20 protein-coding genes and 1 pseudogene are annotated in these 22671 nt (G+C 53.2%); 13 read left to right on the forward strand and 8 right to left on the reverse strand.

The window, feature by feature from the left end; all coding sequences use genetic code 11:
* Nucleotide 1: 1 nt before the first annotated feature.
* From ilvD to ilvC, 5 genes are all read right to left on the reverse strand, one after another.
* Nucleotides 2-1852, reverse strand: a complete 1851-nt coding sequence (gene ilvD, locus L1D47_RS06030; RefSeq protein ID WP_239883029.1) for a dihydroxy-acid dehydratase — start codon at nt 1850-1852, stop codon at nt 2-4.
* 113 nt (nt 1853-1965) lie between these two features.
* The gene (locus L1D47_RS06035) at nt 1966-2889 is read right to left on the reverse strand and encodes a branched-chain amino acid transaminase (protein ID WP_239883030.1); all 924 of its coding nucleotides are present in this window, start codon (nt 2887-2889) and stop codon (nt 1966-1968) included.
* 26 nt (nt 2890-2915) lie between these two features.
* A complete protein-coding gene (ilvM, locus tag L1D47_RS06040; protein ID WP_239883031.1) occupies nt 2916-3185 on the reverse strand; it encodes an acetolactate synthase 2 small subunit in 270 nt (89 codons plus the stop codon).
* Entirely contained in the window at nt 3182-4855 is a 1674-nt protein-coding gene (gene ilvG / locus L1D47_RS06045) for an acetolactate synthase 2 catalytic subunit (protein WP_239883033.1), read from the reverse strand. Before ilvG ends, ilvM begins: the two co-directional genes overlap by 4 nt.
* A gap of 509 nt (nt 4856-5364) precedes the next feature.
* Nucleotides 5365-6846: a ketol-acid reductoisomerase gene (gene ilvC / locus L1D47_RS06050; RefSeq protein WP_239883034.1), complete on the reverse strand. Its 1482-nt coding sequence runs from the start codon at nt 6844-6846 to the stop codon at nt 5365-5367.
* 179 nt (nt 6847-7025) lie between these two features.
* Here ilvC and ilvY point away from each other — a divergent pair, with 179 nt between their 5' ends.
* From ilvY to L1D47_RS06065, 3 genes are all read left to right on the forward strand, one after another.
* Nucleotides 7026-7910, forward strand: a complete 885-nt coding sequence (gene ilvY / locus L1D47_RS06055; protein WP_239883036.1) for an HTH-type transcriptional activator IlvY — start codon at nt 7026-7028, stop codon at nt 7908-7910.
* Between the two features lie 67 nt (nt 7911-7977).
* The gene (locus tag L1D47_RS06060; RefSeq protein ID WP_239883037.1) at nt 7978-8787 is read left to right on the forward strand and encodes a transporter substrate-binding domain-containing protein; all 810 of its coding nucleotides are present in this window, start codon (nt 7978-7980) and stop codon (nt 8785-8787) included.
* Nucleotides 8788-8983: 196 nt separating this feature from the next.
* Nucleotides 8984-9847 (forward strand): GGDEF domain-containing protein, encoded by an 864-nt coding sequence (locus L1D47_RS06065; RefSeq protein ID WP_239883039.1) that lies wholly within the window; start codon nt 8984-8986, stop codon nt 9845-9847.
* Nucleotides 9848-9873: 26 nt separating this feature from the next.
* Here the strand turns inward: L1D47_RS06065 and L1D47_RS06070 are convergent, their stop codons facing one another.
* The gene (locus tag L1D47_RS06070) at nt 9874-11199 is read right to left on the reverse strand and encodes a hemolysin family protein (protein WP_239883040.1); all 1326 of its coding nucleotides are present in this window, start codon (nt 11197-11199) and stop codon (nt 9874-9876) included.
* A gap of 324 nt (nt 11200-11523) precedes the next feature.
* Between L1D47_RS06070 and L1D47_RS06075 the strand changes: the two genes are divergently transcribed.
* The 5 genes from L1D47_RS06075 to L1D47_RS06095 all read left to right on the forward strand — a co-directional run bounded on the left by L1D47_RS06075 (nt 11524) and on the right by L1D47_RS06095 (nt 16646).
* Nucleotides 11524-13044, forward strand: a complete 1521-nt coding sequence (locus tag L1D47_RS06075; protein ID WP_239883048.1) for a YifB family Mg chelatase-like AAA ATPase — start codon at nt 11524-11526, stop codon at nt 13042-13044.
* Nucleotides 13045-13260: 216 nt separating this feature from the next.
* Complete coding sequence (locus tag L1D47_RS06080; protein WP_239883050.1) at nt 13261-14145, forward strand: acyltransferase; 885 nt, start codon at nt 13261-13263, stop codon at nt 14143-14145.
* A 24-nt stretch (nt 14146-14169) separates the two neighbouring features.
* Nucleotides 14170-15117, forward strand: coding sequence for an acyltransferase (locus L1D47_RS06085; RefSeq protein ID WP_239883052.1), 948 nt, complete (start codon nt 14170-14172; stop codon nt 15115-15117).
* 202 nt (nt 15118-15319) lie between these two features.
* Nucleotides 15320-16009, forward strand: a complete 690-nt coding sequence (locus tag L1D47_RS06090) for a GntR family transcriptional regulator (protein ID WP_239883054.1) — start codon at nt 15320-15322, stop codon at nt 16007-16009.
* 283 nt (nt 16010-16292) lie between these two features.
* Nucleotides 16293-16646: a hypothetical protein gene (locus L1D47_RS06095; RefSeq protein ID WP_239883056.1), complete on the forward strand. Its 354-nt coding sequence runs from the start codon at nt 16293-16295 to the stop codon at nt 16644-16646.
* A gap of 92 nt (nt 16647-16738) precedes the next feature.
* Here L1D47_RS06095 and L1D47_RS06100 read toward each other — a convergent pair whose 3' ends face one another.
* Together L1D47_RS06100 and L1D47_RS06105 are read right to left on the reverse strand one after the other, a co-directional pair.
* The gene (locus L1D47_RS06100) at nt 16739-17830 is read right to left on the reverse strand and encodes a branched-chain amino acid aminotransferase (protein ID WP_239883057.1); all 1092 of its coding nucleotides are present in this window, start codon (nt 17828-17830) and stop codon (nt 16739-16741) included.
* Nucleotides 17831-17975: 145 nt separating this feature from the next.
* The gene (locus tag L1D47_RS06105; RefSeq protein ID WP_239883058.1) at nt 17976-18758 is read right to left on the reverse strand and encodes a TetR/AcrR family transcriptional regulator; all 783 of its coding nucleotides are present in this window, start codon (nt 18756-18758) and stop codon (nt 17976-17978) included.
* 169 nt (nt 18759-18927) lie between these two features.
* Here L1D47_RS06105 and L1D47_RS06110 point away from each other — a divergent pair, with 169 nt between their 5' ends.
* The 5 genes and pseudogenes from L1D47_RS06110 to L1D47_RS06130 form a co-directional block, all read left to right on the forward strand.
* A complete protein-coding gene (locus L1D47_RS06110; RefSeq protein WP_239883060.1) occupies nt 18928-20430 on the forward strand; it encodes a flavocytochrome c in 1503 nt (500 codons plus the stop codon).
* Between the two features lie 9 nt (nt 20431-20439).
* Nucleotides 20440-20793 (forward strand): cytochrome c3 family protein, encoded by a 354-nt coding sequence (locus L1D47_RS06115; protein WP_239883062.1) that lies wholly within the window; start codon nt 20440-20442, stop codon nt 20791-20793.
* Nucleotides 20794-20823: 30 nt separating this feature from the next.
* Nucleotides 20824-21564: a cupin domain-containing protein gene (locus tag L1D47_RS06120; RefSeq protein ID WP_239853067.1), complete on the forward strand. Its 741-nt coding sequence runs from the start codon at nt 20824-20826 to the stop codon at nt 21562-21564.
* Nucleotides 21565-21622: 58 nt separating this feature from the next.
* Complete coding sequence (locus tag L1D47_RS06125; RefSeq protein WP_239883064.1) at nt 21623-22078, forward strand: DUF3299 domain-containing protein; 456 nt, start codon at nt 21623-21625, stop codon at nt 22076-22078.
* 34 nt (nt 22079-22112) lie between these two features.
* Nucleotides 22113-22671: pseudogene (locus L1D47_RS06130) on the forward strand (hypothetical protein); the annotation flags it as partial.

A 22671-nucleotide genomic window follows, 5' to 3' on the forward strand; every position in this document is an offset into this window, starting at 1 on the left:
ATTAATCCTCCAGCTTACTGGTATCGCGCACCGCGCCCTTGTCGGCACTGGTGGCGAGCATCGCATAGGCCTTGAGGGCCATGGAGACGGCGCGCTCACGGTTGACCGGCTTCCAGGCCTGCTTGCCACGGGCCAGCATGGCCTGGCGACGCGTCTCGAGCACCTCGTCGCTCACCGCTAGGGTGATAGAGCGTGCAGGGATATCGATCTCGATGCGATCGCCAGTCTCCACCAGGGCTATGGTGCCACCAGCCGCCGCCTCGGGCGATACATGACCGATAGAGAGCCCAGAGGTGCCACCAGAGAAACGGCCGTCGGTGATCAAAGCACATGAGGTGCCCAGCCCCTTAGATTTGAGGTAACTGGTGGGGTAAAGCATCTCCTGCATGCCTGGGCCGCCCTTAGGGCCTTCATAGCGAATCACCACCACATCCCCGGCAACCACCTCACCGCCTAAGATACCGGCCACGGCATCGTCCTGACTCTCATACACCCTGGCATGACCGACGAAGGTGTGGTTGGCCTCATCGACCCCCGCCGTCTTGACGATACAACCATCGACGGCAATATTGCCAGAGAGCACGGCCAGGCCGCCCTCCTGGCTGAAGGCAAACTCTCGGGTGCGGATACAACCCGCTTGACGGTCGACATCCAGGCTCGGCCAGCGGCAACTTTGGCTAAAGGCTTTTGTGGTCGGAATACCCGCAGGACCCGCGGCAAAAAACTGCTGCACCGCCTCATCCTGGCTCTGGGCGATATCATATTTAGCCAGCACCGCCTTGAGGTTCTCACCGGCCACATGGCTGACATCTGTGTGTAACAGCCCAGCTCTGTCCAGCTCACCCAAGATGCCCATCACGCCACCGGCGCGATGCACATCTTCCATATGATACTTAGGGGTCGACGGCGCCACCTTACACAGGTGCGGCACCTGACGCGACAGGCGGTCTATATCGGCCATGGTGAAATCCACCTTGGCCTCCTGCGCCGCCGCCAGCAGGTGCAACACGGTATTGGAAGAACCGCCCATGGCGATATCCAGCGCCATGGCATTCTCAAAGGCCTTAAAACTGGCGATATTGCGCGGCAATGCCGACTCATCGTCATCGCGATAATAGCGGTTGGCCAGCGCTATCACCCGGCGCCCCGCCTCTAGGAAGAGTTCACGGCGATCGGCGTGGGTCGCTAACATCGAACCATTACCCGGTAACGACAGACCAAGGGCCTCGGTCAGACAGTTCATCGAGTTGGCGGTAAACATCCCCGAGCAGGAGCCACAGGTGGGGCAGGCACTGCGCTCTATCTTCTCGCTGTCTTCATCTGAGATACGATCGTCGGCCGCCGCTACCATGGCATCCACCAGATCCAGCTTGATCAATTGATCCGACAGTTTGGTCTTACCGGCCTCCATGGGGCCACCCGAAACAAACACCACTGGGATGTTGAGCCTGAGCGCCGCCATCAACATGCCGGGGGTGATCTTGTCACAGTTAGAGATACAGACCAGGGCATCGGCGCAGTGGGCATTGACCATATACTCGACGCTGTCGGCGATCAGCTCACGCGATGGTAAAGAATAAAGCATGCCGCCATGACCCATGGCGATACCATCATCTACGGCGATAGTGTTGAACTCTTTGGCAATACCGCCCGCCGCTTCGATGGCGCCGGCCACCAGTGAGCCCATATCCTTGAGATGAACATGCCCTGGCACAAACTGGGTAAAGGAGTTGGCAATGGCGACAATCGGCTTGCCAAAGTCGCTATCTTTTACGCCGGTCGCACGCCAGAGGGCACGCGCTCCCGCCATGTTGCGCCCTTGAGTACTGGTAGCTGAACGTAGTTTTGCCATGTCACTTTCCTTCTGTTGCATTAGGTGGCCTGGCCACCTGAGCTGTAATATTGCCCCAGCGGCCAATTGGCGGCCGGGGCTTTAATCTTATCTTATATGCTGTGGTTTGCGCCTTAAAGCGGCTCTAACCAGCCCCACTTATCCTGGGTCTCACCATTAAACAGGCCGAAGAAGCTTGCCTGCAGCGCCGCCGTCACCGGGCCGCGACCACCTGCACCCACCTCGATACGATCGACGCTGCGCACCGGCACTATCTCGGCGGCGGTACCTGTCATGAAGATCTCATCCGCCAGATAGAGAAATTCCCGCGACATAGGCTCTTCGACCACCTCATAACCTTTATCTCTCGCCAGGGTGATGATGGTATCTCGGGTGATCCCCAGCAAGATGGCGGCCGTGGCAGGCGGGGTGTAAAGCTTGTTCTTCTTCACCACAAACAGGTTGGCACCGGCGCCTTCGCTCACCAGACCGTTGACGTCGAGGGCTATCCCCTCGTCGAAGCCGTTACGCTTGGCCTCGGTAGAGATTTGTAAGGAGGATAGATAGTTACCTCCAGCCTTGGCACCGGTAGGTATAGTGTTCGGCGCCAGACGATTCCAGGAGGTCACGGCCACATCGACGCCACGCTCCATGCTGCCCTCACCCAGATAGGCGCCCCAAGGGAAGGCGGCCACCATGAGATCGCACTTGGCATCCTTAGGCGGGGTGATCCCCATGCCCACATCGCCAAAAAACACCAGGGGACGAATGTAGGCGGCATCTAGCTTGTTGCGCTTTACTATGTCGCGGCAGGCCTGCATGGTCTGCTCAAAACTATAGGGCACAGGCATGCGATAGATCTTAGCCGAGTCATACAGGCGCTGCACATGATCGGTTAGGCGAAATCCCGCCGGTCCCTGTGGCGTGTCGTAGACGCGGATCCCCTCGAACACCGAGGTGCCGTAATGCAAGGCATGCGACATCACGTGTACCTTGGCATCTCCCCAAGACATGATCTCTCCATTAAACCAAATCCATTCTGCTGTTTTTGCGGCCATCTTCATCTCACCTGTCTGTTTCGCGTTTAGGCGCTTGCGTGTTGGGGGTATCTTGTCGCCGTTTGTTGAGGCGGTAAGACCTCGCATGCGGTGACATCGATCAATTTGCTTAGCTGATGACTCAGGAGTTCGAGCGCGCGATCGCTCTCGACCACCAAACCGAGTCGGGTAGTACCGTTGTCACCCAGATGCATATCCATCTCGGTGACTCTAAATCCACGGTGACGTGTGACTCGCAGGACACGTTCTACCACCTCGGGTTGCTGGGCTAAGGTTAAGGCTAGGTTATAGATCATGTCTGCTTCTCCATCTCATCCATCATGTCACGGTTACTGGCGCCGGGCGGCACCAAAGGCCATACGTTGTGGGCCTCATCGATTCTTACGTGCAGTAAGAAGGGGCCCTTTGCATTTAACAGCTCGTCGAGCGCCGACTCCACCTCACCCGCCTGGGTGATGGTGCGTCCGGGGATGTCGAAGGCCGAGGCCATGGTGACAAAGTCCGGGTTGTCGGAAAGATCTGTCTCGCTGAAACGCTCTTCGAAAAACAGTTGTTGCCACTGCTTGACCATCCCCAGCTTCTGGTTGTCGATCAGCAGTATCTTGAGCGGGATCTGACGTCGCTTGATGGTGGTCAGCTCCTGCACATTCATCATGAAGGAACCGTCGCCGGAGACGGCCACCACACAGGCGTCGGGTCTGGCGACCTTGGCACCTATGGCCGCCGGCAGTCCAAACCCCATGGTGCCCAGGCCTGCACTGGATAGATGATCTTCCGGGCGTCTAAACCACATGTGCTGGGCGACCCACATCTGATGCTGGCCGACATCACAGGCCACTACGCTATCCTCGGGCAGCTTGGCCGCCAGACGATTAAGCAACTTGGGCGCGAAGATAAGCTCGCCAGGCCTGTCGTAGCACCAGGCATGTTGCGCCTTCAGCGCGGCAACCTCGGCCAGCCAGGGAGCGATATTGAGCGGCTGCGCCAGTGCGGGAAGGATCTGACGCAGGTCTCCGGCCATGGCCACATCCGGGCGCCTTAGCTTACCCAGCTCGGCGATATCGATATCCAAGTGCACCACCTTGGCATGTTCGGCGAAACTGGCTAAACGGCCTGTGACTCTGTCGTCGAAACGGGCGCCGACCACCAGCAGTAGATCGCACTCCTGCACCGCCAGGTTGGCCGCCTTACCGCCGTGCATGCCCAGCATGCCCAGATAGCCAGGATGGTCGTGGGCTATGCTGCCCAGCCCCTTGAGGGTCGCCACCGAAGGCATGCCTGTCTTGTCGATAAAGCCTCTCAGCTGCTCGACCGCACCCGCCATGCCGACACCGCCGCCCACGTAGAGCATGGGGCGCTGGGCCTGATCAATCAGCGCCCTGGCGGCATCAAGTTGGCTGGATTCAACTTCGGGTTCTGGCTGTATCGCTTGCAACGGCGCCTTGTAGTCCAGCAGGGCGATCTGGATATCTTTGGGAATGTCCACCAACACAGGGCCGGGGCGGCCAGAGGCGGCAATTTCGAAGGCACGGTACAGGGTCGGCACTAACTCATCGACATCTGTCACCATGAAGCTGTGCTTGGTACAGGAAAGCGACATGCCGAGCACGTCGATCTCCTGAAACGCATCTGTGCCGATAACTGCGGTAGAGACCTGACCCGTGATGGCCACCAAAGGCACGGAATCGAGCAGGGCATCGGCCAGGGCGGTCACCAGGTTTGTGGCACCTGGGCCCGAAGTGGCGAAACAGACCCCCGTCTTGCCGCTGGCTCTGGCATAGCCCACTGCGGCGAAGGCGGCGCCTTGTTCATGACGGCTGAGCAGATGTTCAACCGGGGCGCCAACCAGGGCATCGTAGATGGGCATAATGGCCCCACCCGGATAGCCAAATACCGTGGTCACGCCGTGCGCGGCCAATGCCTTGATGACGGCGTCTGCGCCTCTGATCTTCTGCCCTTGTTCCATCTGCCCTATCCTGCGTATTTAAGTGTTTTTCTGGGTTAAGCAAGTCATGAGTGCTAAAAACAAAAAACCCCCGGTCCTTTCGGAGCGGGGGTTCTTGTTGCAATCTTGACCTGATTAGGTGTGTCGACGCGCCATGCGATGCCCCCGCTGTGATTGAATAATCACTACGGTAATAATCTCAATAATGAGGAGGGCAGCTTGGTTAAACATGGTGTATCTGTATTTCCTAATCTCTGTTTGCTTAAATTCTGTATCTCGGCCGACTCAATTTAGTCGACCTTTTAATCAATACCACAAAGCCAACGAATAACACAACCAAAACCTGCAACTATCTGTTAAAAGCCCTTTCACAGGCGTCTTGGGCCGCGCTAGCAAGCCAATCAAGACCAGATTTTTCCCTACTCATGTGACTCTTGGGTTTGACTCTTGGGCCGAATCAACTCTTCTGTTTCGAAACTGAGTAAACTCGGCCCAACCACTAAAAAAATCGTGGGTTAATATATTGATAATTAAGATTCTTCTACGATGCGCTTCATCTCTGTCATGTAACCACGAAGCTCGGCACCTATGTACTCTACCGCGGTGTGACGGATAGCATCGTTCACCTCGATCAGACGTAGGTTATCGACACCGTTGCCAGCGTCTTTCAGGCCGCCACCCAGGTACTCGGAAGACATCTGATTCACATAGTCACGCAGCAATGGCACAGCCGCGTGGTTAAATAGGTAACAGCCATATTCGGCGGTATCTGAGATCACCACGTTCATCTCGTACAGACGCTTACGAGCGATGGTGTTGGCGATCAGCGGTGTCTCGTGCAGCGACTCATAGTAGGCCGACTCTTCGACGATACCGGCTGAAACCATGGTATCGAAGGCCAGTTCCACACCCGCCTTGATCATGGCGACCAGGAAGATACCCTTATCGAAGTAGGTCTGCTCGTCGATCGCCTCATCACAGCTAGGGGCATTCTCAAAACCAGTGTCGTTGGTCTCGGCGCGCCATTTTAGCAAGTTGGCATCGTCGTTGGCCCAATCTTCCATCATAGTCTTGGAAAACTCACCGCTGATGATGTCGTCCATGTGCTTCTCAAACAGTGGTTGCAGAATCACTTTGAGCTCTTCGGCCATCTCGAATGCGGCGATCTTGGCGGGATTAGAGAGGCGATCCATCATGTGGGTAATACCACCATGCTTGAGCGCCTCTGTAGTGGTCTCCCAACCTTGCTGGATAAGCTTGGCGGCATAGCCAGGCTCGACACCATCGGCCACCATCTTCTCATAACCCAGGATGGCACCGGTCTGCAGCATGCCACACAAGATGGTCTGCTCACCCATTAAGTCTGACTTCACCTCGGCAATGAAAGAAGAGTGCAGTACGCCGGCGCGATCGCCACCGGTAGCGCTGGCATAAGCCTTAGCCACTTCTAGGCCATCGCCCTTAGGATCGTTTTCAGGGTGAACGGCAATCAGGGTGGGCACACCGAAACCACGCTTGTATTCTTCGCGCACCTCGGTACCCGGACACTTAGGCGCCACCATGATGACAGTGATGTCAGGACGCACCTGCATTCCCTCTTCCACAATGTTGAAGCCGTGAGAATATGAGAGTACCGCGCCCTGCTTCATCAACGGCATCACCGCATTCACGGCGTCCGTGTGCTGCTTGTCTGGGGTCAGGTTAAGCACCAGATCCGCCTCCGGGATCAGCTCTTCGAAGGTACCCACGCGGAAACCGTTGCCGGTCGCTTTCTGGTAGGAAGCACGTTTCTCGGCAATCGCCTGCTCACGCAAAGCGAAGGAGATATTCAGGCCCGAATCGCGCATGTTGAGGCCCTGGTTAAGGCCTTGGGCGCCACAGCCCAGGATGACGATATTCCAGCCCTTGATATAGTCACAGCCTTGACTAAATTCGCTGCGGTCCATAAAACGACACTGGCCAAGTTGCTCTAATTGTTGGCGTAAATTCAGAGAGTTAAAGTAATTAGCCATCAGATTCCCTACCTTTAAAACGAAACCGTTGAATATGGGCTCAACCGCCTTGGCCAAGCTGTGATTGCAATCAACTATAGCCCATGCATTTCATTGCTTAAAATGATATATTCGAAATATCACGTTGCATAAAATGCAATATTCAGCTCAACAACTAGACAATAAGACGAGGCGGGATCTTGGATATTCGTACCATCAAACTCTATCTGCACCTGAGCAACAGCCTGCATTTCGCCCGTACCGCTCAGCAGATGCATGTCAGCCCCTCCACCCTAAGCCGCGCCATGCAGCGCCTGGAAGAAGAGGTGGGCGCCAAGTTGTTCGAGCGCGATAATCGCAGCGTCACCCTCACCAATGCCGGCACCGAGTATCGCCACTTTGCCGAGCAGACCCTAGATAACTGGAGCAAGCTGAAACACAGGCTGGATCCCAAACAAGATCTGCTGCGCGGCCGCCTCAACATCTACTGCTCGGTCACCGCCGCCTACAGTCACCTACCTGCACTGCTGGATCGCTTTCGCAACGAACATCCCATGGTGGAGATCGCGCTGACCACGGGGGACGCCGCCAACGCGGTGGAGATGGTGCGGCAGAACCGCGCCGACATCAGTATCGCCGCCAAGCCCGAGTCCCTGCCAGAATCCTTGCACTTCATCAAGATAGATAATGTGCCGCTGGTGATCATCGCCCCCACCTTCAAATGCGCGGTGCAGGAGCTGCTGACCGAGCCCTATATTCCCTGGGATCGCCTGCCCTTCATCCTGCCGGAGCATGGCCCGGGACGTCTAAGAGTCGAGAATTGGTTCAAGCAGTTAGGGCTCAGTGCCAATGTCTATGCCCAGGTCTCGGGGCAGGAGGCGATCGCCTCCATGGTGGCGCTGGGCTGCGGGGTAAGCATAACCCCGGAGGTGGTGATTCAAAACAGTCCAGTAAAGGACAGAATCCAGCAGCTGGCCTCACCTGTGGCGATCCCCCCCTTCGAGCTCGGCTGTTGCAGTAAGAAGAGCCGCGAAGATGAGCCTGTCATTGCCGCCTTCGTAAAAGAGCTCAACGAGGTCACTTAGCAAAAAGGTTGCACTGTCCAGACCTCTGCTATACTGATTTCATCTACTCATTATCAAGAGGTTAGCTATGATGTCATGGTGCCCAAGGGTCACTCGCTTCTGCTGTGGCTTCTTCTTGTTATTCTTGGCACTTCCCGCGATGGCCACGGCCTCTGTCACCATATGTGTCGAAAATACCGAATTCCCGCCCTTCAACTATTTCGATCGTAACCAGAGCGTAGAGCCCCGCACCATAGGCTATGATATTGACCTACTCAAACTGGCCTTCGACCAGAGCGAGCTAAGCCACAAGGTGGTCGCCCTCCCCTGGAATCGCTGCCTGAAGGAGGTTAAACTGGGTACGGTAGATGCGGCGATGAGCGCCTCACTCAACGGTGAGCGACGCCGGGACTATCTGATCTCCAGCCCTTACTATTTCCTCACACCCAGCTACTACTACCTAAAGACGGACTTCCCCAACGGAGTACAAGTACAGCGTCTTGAGCAGCTCAAAGACTATGGCAGCGTGTGCGGCATTAGAAACTTCAACTACGAAAACTTTGGTCTCAAACCAGACTTTCACATGTTTCAAATACGTAACCTGGCTCACCTTCCCGAGATGCTCATCAAGAAGCGCTGTCAGTTCTTCCTCGCCCGTAAAGAAACTCTCAGCGGCACCTTAGCCATCAATAAGATGGATGACTTTTACGCTCGACTCGCCGGCATATCTGTCCCCGACATCCAACCAGAACCCTTCTACATGCTGATCTCTAAAAACTCGCCTCACAAAGAGACCATCAAGCAGTTGTTCGATACCAAGGTTGATAGCCTAAACAAGGAAGGCAAGTTGCGCCCCCTGCTGGAACACCATCTACAGCTACTGAGACAAGTCCATTGATCGACATTCGATGAGATAACTACAACCCACAGTTTACTTGCGGCCAACTTAGCCTATACTTATACTTAATACCGACATATCAGCCATATGACTCTCAAGCAGTTGGCGAGTCCGACGTAGCCTTAGCCCCAAAAGGTGGCACGTCCATGCCATGGAATGACAAACTCAACGCCAATGTGCAGTACAAGGGGAAGACATGACCGCCTTTGCCATTTTCATCGTACTGATCGGTTTGATGGGACTGCTCGCATCACTCATTCCTACTTATCAGATCTGTCAGCTTAGACCACCACTGACTCAGGGTTGGCATCTTTTGCTATGTATGATTGGCCTGTTCATTTTTGGCTATCTGGGGTTTCTGTGGATGCTGCTCAACCGCGAAACCAGCACCCTAGAAACCGTCGTCTCCCTGGTGTTTTCCGCCGGCGGCGCCTTCGTCTGGCTGGTCGTGAAGATGAGCAAGAAGACCATAGTCAAACTGCAAGACACACTGGAGGATAAACATTACCAGGCCTATCACGACTCTTTGACCGATCTCCCCAATCGCCACATGCTGTATGAAACCATGGAGCGCCTGATCAGAGAAAATGGCTCATCCTTTACCTTTATCATGATGGATCTCAATGATTTCAAGATGATCAACGACAATCTGGGTCATGATGCCGGTGACAAGGTGCTAGAGGTCATCGCCTATCGCATCGAGCGTATCATGCCCCCTCAGGCCTTACCCGCGCGATTAGGGGGAGATGAATTTGCCGTACTCCTCCCCAAGAGCGAACTCGGCCAGGCGCAGCGTCTGGCAGCACAGATCCAGAAGGCGGTGATTGAAGATATTCACTGCGAGGGCCACCTGCTGGCCGTCGGCATCAGCATAGGCATGGCACTCTATCCCCAAGATGGTGACGACAGGAAAACCCTGATGAAGCATGCCGATATCGCCATGTATCGCAGCAAACAAAATAACAGCGACTATGAGACCTTCTCACAGGTGATCGACACGCCTGCCTCCGCCTCTGGGGCAATTCAGCCCTTAAGCTCGAGTAATTCGCTCCTAAACTAGAGTAATTCGCCCTTAAGCAAGAGCATTTAAAGCTCTACGCCCGTGGTCAATGGCAGCGTAGCCTCGACGGGTATGCGCGTCACCAACAGCTGATCCACCTTATAGGCATCGATATCGACCACCTCAAACTTATACCCACCAAAATTGACAAAGTCGGTGCGCTTGGGGATCTTGCGCAGCATAAACATCATGAAGCCGGCGATGGTTTCGTAATTCTGACTCTGGGGAAAGGCCTCGATACCGAAGGCGCGCATCACATCGGTAATGGGTGTCACGCCATCCACCAACCAGGAATCTTTATCCCGGGCGATGATCTGCTCCTCGCTCTCATGGAGTGACCAGGCCCCCATCACGGCGCTCTGCAAGTCGTTGGTCGTCACGATACCGACCACCAGGGCATACTCGTTCATCACCACGGCAAAATCGGCCCTGTGATTCTTAAAATATTCCATCGATTCTGACAGGCTAAGGCTGTCAGGAATGATCAGGCAGTTATGCACCAACGAACTGTCCTTGAGGGTGATGCTCTGACCATTTATCACCCTAATCAGCAGTTCTTTGGCATCCACGACCCCCTTAATGATGTCTAGTTGTCCGTCACACACCAAAAACTTGGTATGGGGATCTTCGGCGATCTTACGTTTGATCACCTCTTCATCATCCTGCAGCAGGAAATAGACCAGGCTCTCGCGCGCCGTCATGGCCGCCGTTACCGGCACGGTCTGCATCTCGAACACATTCTCGATCATCTGCTGCTCATCCTTGTCCAGCACACCAGCTTCGGCGCCGGCATCCATCACCGCATAGATATCGTCCGAGGTTACCTGGTCGTTGCGCGCCGTTGGGATCTGCAGCAGGCGAAAGATGGCATTAGCCAGGCCGTTGAAAATCCATACCAGCGGCGTCAGCAGGCGGATACAGAATATCATCGGCTCCACCAGCACCAGAGCCACCCGCTCAGGCATCGCCATGGCCACTCGCTTGGGCATCAAGTCGGCGATCAGGATAAACAGACTGGTGACTATGATGAAAGACAAGATGAAGCTCAGCTGGCTGAGCCAGGGATCGGCCAACCAGGAGTGCAGACCCGCCTTAATGTAGGGGGTGAAGGCCGACTCACCGACGATACCGCCCATGATAGCGACCGCGTTCAGCCCTATCTGTACCACGGTAAAGAAGCTGCCGGGGTGAGCCTGCAGATGCAACACCCTTTCCGCACGCAGGTCTCCCTCATCGGCCAGCTGACGCAGGCGGATCTTACGCGCCGCAGCCAAGGCGATCTCCGACATGGAAAAGAAACAACTCGTGCCGATTAACAACAAAATAATCAAGATGTTATCTAGTAGACTCATTTTAAACCTAACCTAAACCTCATACAGACCAGCGACGGCCAGGAACTCCCCGTATCAGGGGATAAAGTGACATTACCCCTAAATGATGTAAGCCGTGTGAAACGCCGACAATTATAGTGATCTACGCCTTCAGAAGACGTGATTGAGATTCCACCTCAGGATGCAAGTTTGCGGTAAATTCGCCGCGACAGAATGCGGCTGAAAACATGGAGCACCTTTTATCAGAAATTGGCCAATAGGCAACTAAATTTTGTACAGACAGTCCAAATAATTCATTGCTGCTACACTTATTTAAAAAAGGTTTAATAACAAAAGGATTTGTTTATGGCCATTGCCTGCGTCACCACGCGCGCCAGCCTAGGCGTGGCAGCCCCCGAAGTCACAGTCGAAGTACATCTCAGCAATGGCTTACCCGCCTTCAACCTGGTGGGGCTACCTGAAACCTCGGTCAAGGAAGCCAAAGAGCGTGTGCGCAGCTCCCTGATCAACGCGGGATTCGAGTTCCCACAACGCAGGATAACGGTCAATCTCGCGCCAGCCGATCTGCCCAAGCAGGGTGGCCGCTACGACCTCCCCATCGCCATCGGCATACTGGCGGCCTCCAAACAGATACCCGATACCCACTTAAGGGATCATGAGTTCATCGGCGAGCTGGCTCTCTCCGGACAGATAAGGCCCTGCACCGGCATATTGCCGGTGATCATAGATGCCCGTAAACAGGATAAGGCCTTAGTCCTACCCCTGGACAATCGCGCCGACGCCGAACTGGTGGGCTACCGTAAATGTTTCTTCGCCGCCCACCTACAAGCTTTAGCCCAATACCTGCACGGACAAGCCTCCCTACCAGGGCTAACACAAGATCTAGAGTGGCTCGATACCCAGACAGACACGGACCACAAGTGTCTCAGCGATGTGATCGGCCAGTATCAGGCGAAGCGCGCGCTGGAGATCGCCGCCGCCGGCAATCACAACCTGCTGTTTCTCGGCCCTCCGGGCACGGGCAAGACCATGTTAGCCAGCCGCATGATGCAGCTGCTGCCACCACTGGACTATGATGAGGCGTTAGAGGTCGCCGCCATTCACTCGGTGGCGGGGATAGGCATTCCCATGCAGGCCTTCTATCAACGCCCCTTTCGCAGCCCTCACCACACCAGCTCTGCCATCTCACTGGTGGGCGGCGGCAGCCATCCCAAGCCAGGGGAGATCTCCCTGGCCCATCGCGGCGTGCTCTTCCTCGACGAGGTTGCCGAGTTTCCCCGCAAGGTGCTCGACTGCCTGCGCGAGCCGATGGAGACCGGCGAGGTGGTGATCTCCCGCGCCGCCGCCAAACTCACCTTTGCCAGCCGTTTTCAGCTCATCGCCGCCATGAATCCCAGCCCTTGCGGCGACAGCGCTAACGCCAGGGCCACACAGGATCAGATCCAGCGCTATCTCGCCAGACTGTCGGGCCCCTTCATCGATCGCTTCGATCTCACCATAGAGGTACCGCGTCTGCCCCAGGGCACCCTGACCACAGGTGAACGCGGCGAATCCAGCCGCGACGTTGCCCAGCGGGTACACCAGGCAAGGGAACGCCAACTGAGCCGCGCTGGGGTACTCAACGCCGAGCTGACCGGCAAACAACTCACACAAACGGCAGGATTTAACCTGCAAGATCTCGAGTTTCTCGAGCAGAGCGTTAACCAGCTAGGCCTGTCGGTACGCAGCTATCACAGGCTCCAGCGCGTCGCACGCACCATAGCGGATCTTGAACAGAGTACAGCCGTCGACCGCCGCCACATCGCTCAGGCTCTTGGTTATCGCGCCATGGATCGACTGCTCAATAGCCTAAAGGCGCCTTACTGAGGCTATCGCCAGTTGTTGTACAACAACGACCACCACAATAAGTTCTGCCTTATATAAAACGCCTGCAACCGGCTGTAAAACTGACTGGAAAGACCAATAGCCCCTGGATATATCCATAGGTAAATCAGGGTTATCTGGGCAAGATGAACAGGATAAGATTGAGCAAATGGGCTCAGGCGAGTAACATAGGTCTCCGAATTTTTTATGGGGGCTTTAATGGGCGCGGTGTTATCACTAATAAGAGGCAGCTTGGCATTTAGCTGTTATGTCATCAACACCCTTTTTTGGGTATTACCTATCTTATTGGTAAGTATATTAAAACTTATCCCCATCACGCCGCTACGTACCCTGTGTAGCTACCTGTTGGATCACTGCGCGACCGCCTGGATCAGCGTCAACACCTTTATCGAGCGCCTGTTTCACCGGGTGGATATTCAGGTTGAAGGCGACAAGGATCTCTCCCTCAAAGAGTGGTACATGGTGATCGCCAACCACCAATCCTGGGTCGACATCTTAGTCTTACAGCGCATCTTCAACCATAAGATCCCCTTCTTGAAGTTCTTCCTGAAGCAGGAACTGCTCTACGTGCCTGTGCTTGGCCTCGCCTGGTGGGCGCTGGATTTCCCCTTCATGCGCCGCTACAGCAGCGCTCAGCTACGCAAGAACCCCAAGCTCAGGGGCAAAGATATTGAGATCACCCGTAAGGCCTGTGCCAAGTTTAAGACTAAGCCGGTCAGCGTGATGAATTTTGTCGAGGGCACGCGCTTTAGACCCGAGAAGCATCAGAAGCAAAACTCGGAATTTAACCACCTGCTCAAGCCTAAGGCGGGCGGCATGGCCTTCGCCCTGTCGGCTATGGGTGAGCAGATCCATAAATTGGTCGATGTCACCATCTACTACCCAGATAAAACCCCCAGCTACTGGGACTTAATCTCGGGACAGGTCAAACAGATCCGGGTACACATCAAGGTCAGTGAAATCGCCCCCGAGATGCGCGGCGACTACCTCAACGATCGCGCCTACAAGATCAGTTTTCAGGAACAACTCAATCGTATCTGGCAAGAAAAGGACGCCATGTTAACGAAAATGGCGCAGCAATAACCGCAGATAAGGTGCTTTAGAAAGATGCTAAATTTTTTACCCGGACCCCTACTGTTTGCGCTTAGCCTGACCTTGTTGATCATCAACACTGTGTTGTGGAGTACTTTGATCTGCGTTGGCGGCATAATTAAACTCCTGCTACCGATCGCACTGCTGCGCACCGGGATCACTTACTTGATGAATCGCTGCATGTGGGGCTGGGCCAGCCTCAATGGCGGCATTCTGTTTTTGATCGCCAAGATAGAGTGGGATATCGAAGGGCTTGAAGGACTGAAGAAAGATGGCTGGTACCTGCTGATCAGCAATCATCTCAGCGGGTTCGACATTGCCGCCCTCACCTATGTGCTGCGTAACAACATCCCTATGCTCAAGTTCTTCCTCAAGAAAGAGCTGCTCTATGTGCCATTTCTCGGCCTGGGCTGCTGGGCATTGGACATGCCCTTCATGAACCGTACCAGTGCCAAGCAGCTGCGTAAGAACCCTAAGCTCAAGGGCAAAGACCTGGAAACCACTCGCCGCTCCTGCGAGAAGTTTAAGAGCATTCCCACCTCTATCATCAACTATGTGGAAGGCAGTCGTTTCACCCCGGAGAAGAAGGCGCGTCAACGCTCTCCTTACCGCTACCTGCTGCGTCCCAAGGCAGGCGGCATCGCCTTTACCATCTCGGCCATAGGCGAGCAATTTACCAGCCTACTCAACGTCACCCTGGTCTACCCAGATTCGGCCGACAACACACTATCACAAGTGATGCACGGCAAGGTGAAGCGTATCGTGGTGCGCATCGAATCTATGCCGGTACCCGAGGTCGACGACCAGAGATACTTCAACGACGCCGAGTGTCGCGCTCAGTTCCAGCGTTGGCTCAATGGCGTCTGGCAACAGAAAGATGAGCAGATTCATCAGATCTTGACCCGCTATAACTCAGATCAGCTGATCATCGAAGAGACCCCATCTCTGATTGAGAGTCGCTAATCTTATTGGGTTCGTCGCCTTTTCGGGCGGCGAACCCAAGGTTGTCTACAATGCCAATCCAACAAAGCCCTGAGCCATCCATAAAATGACTAATTAAAGGCTAAAACCCTGGGTTAGACTTAAGTTTTACTGACAGATTGTTGACAATCCATGCCGTCCGCACTAACTTCATTACTCCTCTTATCCCTTAATGAGCAAGCCGATGGCGTTAGACGCATTAAACACCATAGACACTGAGACGCCCGCACTCACCCTGGCGGATAAGGCATTGCAGGCAATCCAAACCAGTATCATTAAGGGAAAGCTCGCCCCCGGCAGTAAGATCAACGAGCAGATGCTCGCCCAGCGATACGGCATCAGTCGCGGCCCCACACGGGAAGCCCTGTTGACCCTGGAGCGTCGCCGCCTCATCGTCAGAATTCCCCACGTCGGCGCCCGCGTCGCTCAGCTGTCGATAGATGAGCTGGGCGATCTCTATCGTCTGCGCAGCGTGTTAGAAGGCATGGCCTGCGAACTGGCCGCGAAGCATATAACTCCCACAGCGCTGATACAGTTGCAGCGTCTGATGGATAGTCAGGAAGAATCACTAGCCAAGGGCGATACCTATTTTCAGCAAGATGGCGATGTGGATTTTCACTACCGCATCATACGCGCGAGCGGTAGCAAACATCTGCAGGAAACCCTCATCGGCAACCTCTATCATCTGCTGCGCATGTATCGCTATCAATGCACCAGCGAGACGCGACCGATCAAGGCGATTGCCGAACACAGACGCATTGTCGAAGCCATTGCCGCTGGTGATGGCGAACTGGCTAGCCTGCTGATGCGCCGTCACATAGAGCAGGGCCGAATCAACACAGAGAAACGACTTAAGGCGCTACAGGCAGAGTAGCAGCAACCAGGTTCATGCCTGCGAACACTCGTTGGCATCGACTCGAAAAGGCCTTGCCCCTCCCTTCCGGCAAGGCCTTTTCTTTATATTAAGCAAGTGTCACTCATCTTTAACGCCAAATTATTGTAAATGTCATAAAATTGACTACAAATTTTAATTAAATGTTAATATACTTGCCTGACTGAATGGCCAAACTAAATGCATAGATATGCACTGGCAGAGAGTAGTCGCTGTGAATCCACTTCATGTTATCGCTAGACAAAAACCAACATCATTATTTCGCTTGGCAGCTTTGCTCGCATTGCCGCTACTTGTCTCCGCCTGTCAGAGCAATGCCGTTACACAGACACCAAGAGACTATCTGGAAGTCACCCCGACTCAGCTAAGCAAGTATTGGGTCATACAGGACAGCACCCTGAATTGGAAAGGTTTGGTAGAACAAAAACAGAGGCTCAACATCAGCTTTGGCATCAATGGGTCGGGGCAGTTGGTGGATCTTGAACTCGACGACTTGACCCTCTCCCCCGAACAGAAACAAGCACTGCTCACCAGATTTAGCCAGCAGAGATTTAACGCCACGGTCTACAACAAGACGGCCCAGCCGGTTCGGGTCTCAGCAACCGTAATGTTTAATTAAAAAGGCGCCTCCTGGGCGCCTTTTCTTTTCATGGGTATAGCTATCATGGGTATAGCTATCATTGGTGTAGCCATCACGGGTATAGCTAGGGGTTAAGGCGCGACGCGCTCAACCTTCTGCATCCAACCTTCGGGGCCCTGACGCTTGCCCTTCTGAATATCCGTCAACACCTGATAGATGCGGCGGGTATGCTCGCCCACCTCACCAGTACCGACCGTCACAACCCTATGGTCTTCGAAGATATAGGAGCCTACAGGCGACACCACGGCAGCAGTACCAAAACCACCGGCCTCGACGATCTCACCGGACTCGATATCGGCGATAAACTTATCCAGCATCACCGTCTCTTGACGCACCTCGCAGCCGAGGGCTTCCCCCAGCTCCATGATAGATTGCGAGGTAATAGACTTCAAAATGGTATCGGTAAATTTAGGTATGATGATGGTGCCATCTTTTAGCACATGGAAGTGGTTCATCGCGCCCACCTCTTCGATCTGCTTGTTGTTGGCGTCGAGATACAACACCTGGGCCGCGCCATATTCTGCCGCCGCCTTGCCCGCTCTCAACGAGGCCGCATAGTTGCCCGCCGCCTTAGAGGCACCTGTGCCGCCCGATACCGCGCGGTGGAAACGTTCGGTGATCAACAGACGAATCGCCTTATCGAAACCATCGGCATAGTAGGCGCCGCTTGGGCTCAGCATGACACAAAAGGTGTACTGCTGGCTCGGACTCACCGACAGTCTATCTTCGGTCGCAAATACGAAGGGACGAATATAGAGGCAGGCCCCTTCCTGCATCGGAAACCATAGCCTATCGACATCGATCAAGGCATTGATACCCGCCAGCTGCATCGCCTCGGGTATAGGCGGAATACAGATCACCTCGCCGCTCAGGTTGAGACGCTCGGCATTCTTATTTAAACGGAAGGTATAGATCTCGCCATCGTCATGCATGAAGGCCTTAGCCCCCTCGAAGATGGATTGACCATAGTGGAGTGCCATGGCACCCGGTGCCATCTCGAATGGTCCGTAAGGAACGATTCTCGGATCCCGCCACTCCCCATCGCGGTAATCCATCAAAAACATATGGTCAGTTCTAAGATTACCGAAGCCCACATTGGCTTCAGGCTTAAACTGCTGTGTTCGGCGTTCAGACGCAGGTTTTAAATTATAATTTATTTGCATTGCATACCACCTTGAATACTGATCTAGCAGACTATGGACGCCCTGCTTTAAAGTCAAGCTCAATGGGGCCTGCCATCAAACTCTTCATTAAAGTGGGAGTACAGATATATAGACAGCTAATCCACCCAAAGCGTTACATCACTTGCTATTCAATTTCACTGCAATGGTGACGTTTACCCATCTCTGCACAAGTATTACAGGAACGCACCCTACCTTCCCCCTTATCTAGAAAGGCGCTGATCTTCTGCGTCATCTCCTGCATCATCTCTTTGGTGATAGGTTTCTGCCAGCGGTATCGATTCATCAGTCGACTGATATGGCGATAACCAGTCTCATCATCGGGAGTAAAGTAATATTCATCCATCAGTTTACTCTCGTATGAAGAGGTCGCTCCCGCCAGAAAGAAATATAGCGATTGCACCAGTTCCTTTACTTCTGCATCGGTTGCATCCAACTCTCCCACGCTAACCGCATGATCAATAGGCTGACGAATACAGCTCCAAAATAAGTTAACTCTATTTCGCAGAACATCAATTTTTTCAGAGCTTGCCAACTGCCAGAACATACTGTTAATTGAAACAACACGCAATATATTAAATATCGGACTTCTTTTAACCACCTCAAAGGTAAATAAAATTGGCAAGACCGCAAGCTGATGAATATTAAGCCGCTGATTTTCCTTAATAAACACAGGAATTCGAGTAGATGTAGTATTTCTTAAAAACAGACAAACTAATACATCTTCTTTCGACTCAAAATATTTATAAAGCGTATTGGTTGAACAACCTGCTTGCTTTGCGATCTGAGCAAAACGAAAAGAAACAACACCCTGATTATCAATTAATTTTTCCGCCTCATCTAGCAGTTGGTTGCATCGCAACGCCTCACAACTATCTTTTGGACAGCGCATATAATCACCATTTAACACTCAACTATTAATCTATTTTATGGCGCTCATACTATTAATATACTTAAAAGAAACATTTTCTTAATCAGCATCACATAAAACTTTCTCCCCCCTAATAAAGTGTGATTTGGCGCATAATTGAAAATTCGCTTAAAAATTATTGTTACCTCAAGTTAATCGGAGGTAACACATGCAAACAAGACGTTCATTTTTAAAACTAGGTGCAGGCGCTGCGGCGGCTGGCGCACTAGTACCCTTCACTGCAAATGCAAGCCCAACAAACATAAAATGGGATGAAGAGCATGAGATCATCATCGTCGGTTCTGGCTTTGCAGGCCTAGCAGCAGCGGTTGAAGCGGGTAAACTCGGTGCCAAAGATGTTGTCGTATTCGAAAAGCTCGGCGTATACGGTGGTAACAGTACCCTAAATGCCGGTCAAGCCTGCTTCGCCAACACAGATCTACAGAAAAAGCTCGGTATCGAAGATAGCGCCGAGCTCATGGTACAAGACCAGCTGAAATCGGGACGCGGCTACGCCAGTGAAGAACTGTTACGCCACAGTGCCGAATTAGGCCCCTACATCTACCAACTCACCAAAGATTGTGGGTGTGTCTACCGCGACCACATTATTAATACCGGCGGTACCAGCGCCACGCGCAGCCACCAAGTCGTCGAACGTAGCGGTTCCGGGTTCATTCGCCCTATGCTTAAAACGGCGCGCAGTTACGGTGTCAAAACCAAGATTCGTCACAAGTTTGAAGGTCTAATCACTGCTGCCGACGGCAAAGTACTGGGTATCAAAGTGCGTCGAGGCTATCACTTCGGTCACGAAGGCTCAGGCGAACTGATCAATGTTCGCGCCTCCAAGGGGGTACTGATTGCAACGGGCGGCTTTGGTGCCAACGTCAGTTTCCGTCAGGCATTAGATCCTAACTTGGGCCCAGAAGTCGGTTGTACTAACGCACGTGGCGCTACCGGCGACGGCCTTATTGCCATGCTTGCCGAAGGTGCCATGCCTGTTCACCTCAGCTTTATTCAATCAGGCCCATGGGCTTCTCCCGATGAAGGCGGATTTGGCTATGGTGCAGGTTTCTCACTCTACAACTTCCCACATTCTATCGCGGTCGATCGCTCTACAGGCCAACGTTTCATGAATGAAACTGCTGATCGCAAGACACGAGCAGACCTCGAGGTACAGCGCCGTGATAAAGATGGCAAGCCTAACCCAGCCCTGCTAATTGCGCCCAAGCATGAGGCTCAAAAAGATCCCTCAATGGAGAATGTGCTGCGCTATAACGTCGCCTGGGAGTTCGACAGCGTCGAAGCAATCGCCAAGCACTTCGATGTACCACTCAAGCCTCTGAAAAAACAGATTGATGATTGGAATACCTATGTCAAAGCGGGCGAAGACCCACAATTTGGCAAACGAATGAACATGAGCACAGGGATTTACCTCAAGGCACCTTTCATCGTGCAACGCCTATGGCCAAAGGTCCACTACTGCCAAGGCGGTATCCAAATCAACACCAAAGCCGAAGTGATTGCCGCCAAAACTGGCGAGAAAATCCCTGGTCTCTATGCCGCTGGCGAAGTGTCAGGTGGAATTCACGGCGTCAGCCGCTTAGGAGGCTGCTCCACACCAGAGTGTATGGCATTCGGCGTTACCGCAGCACGTTCAATCATGAAGGCTTAAGGATTAAACATGAACAAGATCAACGTACTACTTATGCTGGCACTGACTAGCTGTATCGCCCTGTCGGCTCAAGCAAGAGATAAGCGCGACTACCATGACATGGTTTATGACTCAGGCTGTAAGACCTGCCATGACCAAGGCACCAAGCGCTTCCCATCAGATGATGCCTGCCTACAGTGTCACGACATGGGCGACCTAGCCAAGCAGACAGAACGTAAGGGCCATGACGCCAAACAGAATCCTCACGACAGCATGCACTATGGCCAAGAAGCGCCTTGCATGGAATGTCACGGAGAGCACACACCAAAGCAGGCAATCTGCATGGATTGTCACAACTTTGATTACCCAAAATTTAAACACTAAAAAGGCGAATAATAGCCACAGGAAATGATGATGAAAAAACTACTAATCACCTCTGCAATACTGATGACAGGCTGCGCCGTTGCTGCCGATAAACCAGCCGATAAGCCTTGGCACAACGAAAAGCCAACGCTTTCGACCATTAATGCTCCGACTAAGACCATGCCTATGGTGTGTAAGCAGGAGCAGGCAATGGCTTACCTCAAAGAGCTGCAAAGTGGCGAAAAAGATATCTTCTCAGTCAAGTCAAACGACCATGGTGGTAAGGGGGCTAATGACTCAGGCTGGCTAACCTGGACGATTGCCGATCCCGATACACTTATTCCATGTCCTGAAGGCGGCGCCAGTGCAACTGAAGTGGGTATGTGCTGGAAAGAGCTTAACGACGAACCTACTGTTATTGGCTTAGTTCGCGTCGCACCGGGTACGGCCATTCCTCACTATCACAGAGAGATGGAATGTTACTACAACCTTAGCGGTGAAGGCCTAACCTGGGCGCAAGAAAGAATGCAGCCATTCCAACCTGGTGACTACATCGAAATCCCAAGTAAGGCGATGCACTACACACCAAACACCTATGATGATCAGGATCTGATCTACATGTACTGGTTCCCACTCGACGGCAAGTTCTCCACCTTTAAGTATCAATGGCCAAAAGATGTTGGCCCAGGTGAAACCCTGATGTTTGACTTCATCCCATATACCAACTCACACGCCGTCCGTTCAGGTAAAGGCGGCTATGGCTGGGATGTTATCCAGTCATCGAAAAAGTAACGCTTAGTCTTCATTAGGCCAGAGTAAGGGGCCGTTAAGAGCGGCCCCTTAAATAACTATGAAAAAATACATTCTTATCTTTAGCTTACTGTTTAGCAGCAATGTCTTTGCCGATGCACCACAGGCGATCCTATGGAACAGCCTCGCCCCCGGGCCGGCCAAACTTCCGGCTGAAGTCAACATTAATCAGGCGCTCAATGGCAAGCAGGTGGTTATTCCTGGTTTCGTTATTCCTCTGGATACTCTAGAGGGACAAACACGAGACTTTTTATTGTCGCCACGACAAGGTGCCTGTATCCACCGACCACCGCCAGGTCCAAACCAATTGATCCACGTGACATTTGAGCAGCCCATTGCCCTACCTGAGATAGAACAGCCCATCTATATCTCTGGCACTCTCGCGGTGCGCTCAGAAAAGAATGCCTTTGCACAAACGGGTTACTTCATTCAGGGCGATGAAGCGATTCCCTACCCAGTTAAAATCGCCCCTTCGGCATCGAACCACTCACACTGAGCTCGGCACCGCGCAGTAAACCCTATAGGTAAACATGATGAAACAAGCCACACTTTTAAGCTCTAGCATCACACTCGCCCTCGTTCTCGGCAGCGCAAGCACTATCGTCCACGCCGAAGATGGCATCAATGTCGGCGGTGCCGTTCGGGTCAATTACGCTTATAAAGATTATAGTGACGCCTCTAAGGACAAGGGCGGCGACCTGACCTTCGATATGGCGGCCATCAAGTTCAACGGCCAAAAAGGCGACTGGGGTCTGGCGGCGGAATACCGCTTCACCTCCAGCACCGACTACATCAAGTATGGCTATGGCTACTACAATATCGACCCCGACTGGCAGTTGCAGTTTGGTATCAACAAGGTGCCTTTTGGTAACCGTGACTTCATCTCCAACAGCTGGTGGTTCGGCATCCCCTACTACCTGGGCTTCGAAGATGATCATGATGTAGGTATCAAGGCTATCTATGAAAAGAACGGCTGGCACACAGACCTGGCCTTCTACAAGAACCCTGAGTATGGCCCAACAGAAAATAAACGTTACGCCACAGATCTCTACACGGGCACCATCAACGGCACCGAGTACAACAACGAAG

This window comes from Shewanella sp. Isolate7, assembly GCF_022398425.1.
Classification (GTDB): Bacteria; Pseudomonadota; Gammaproteobacteria; order Enterobacterales; family Shewanellaceae; genus Shewanella.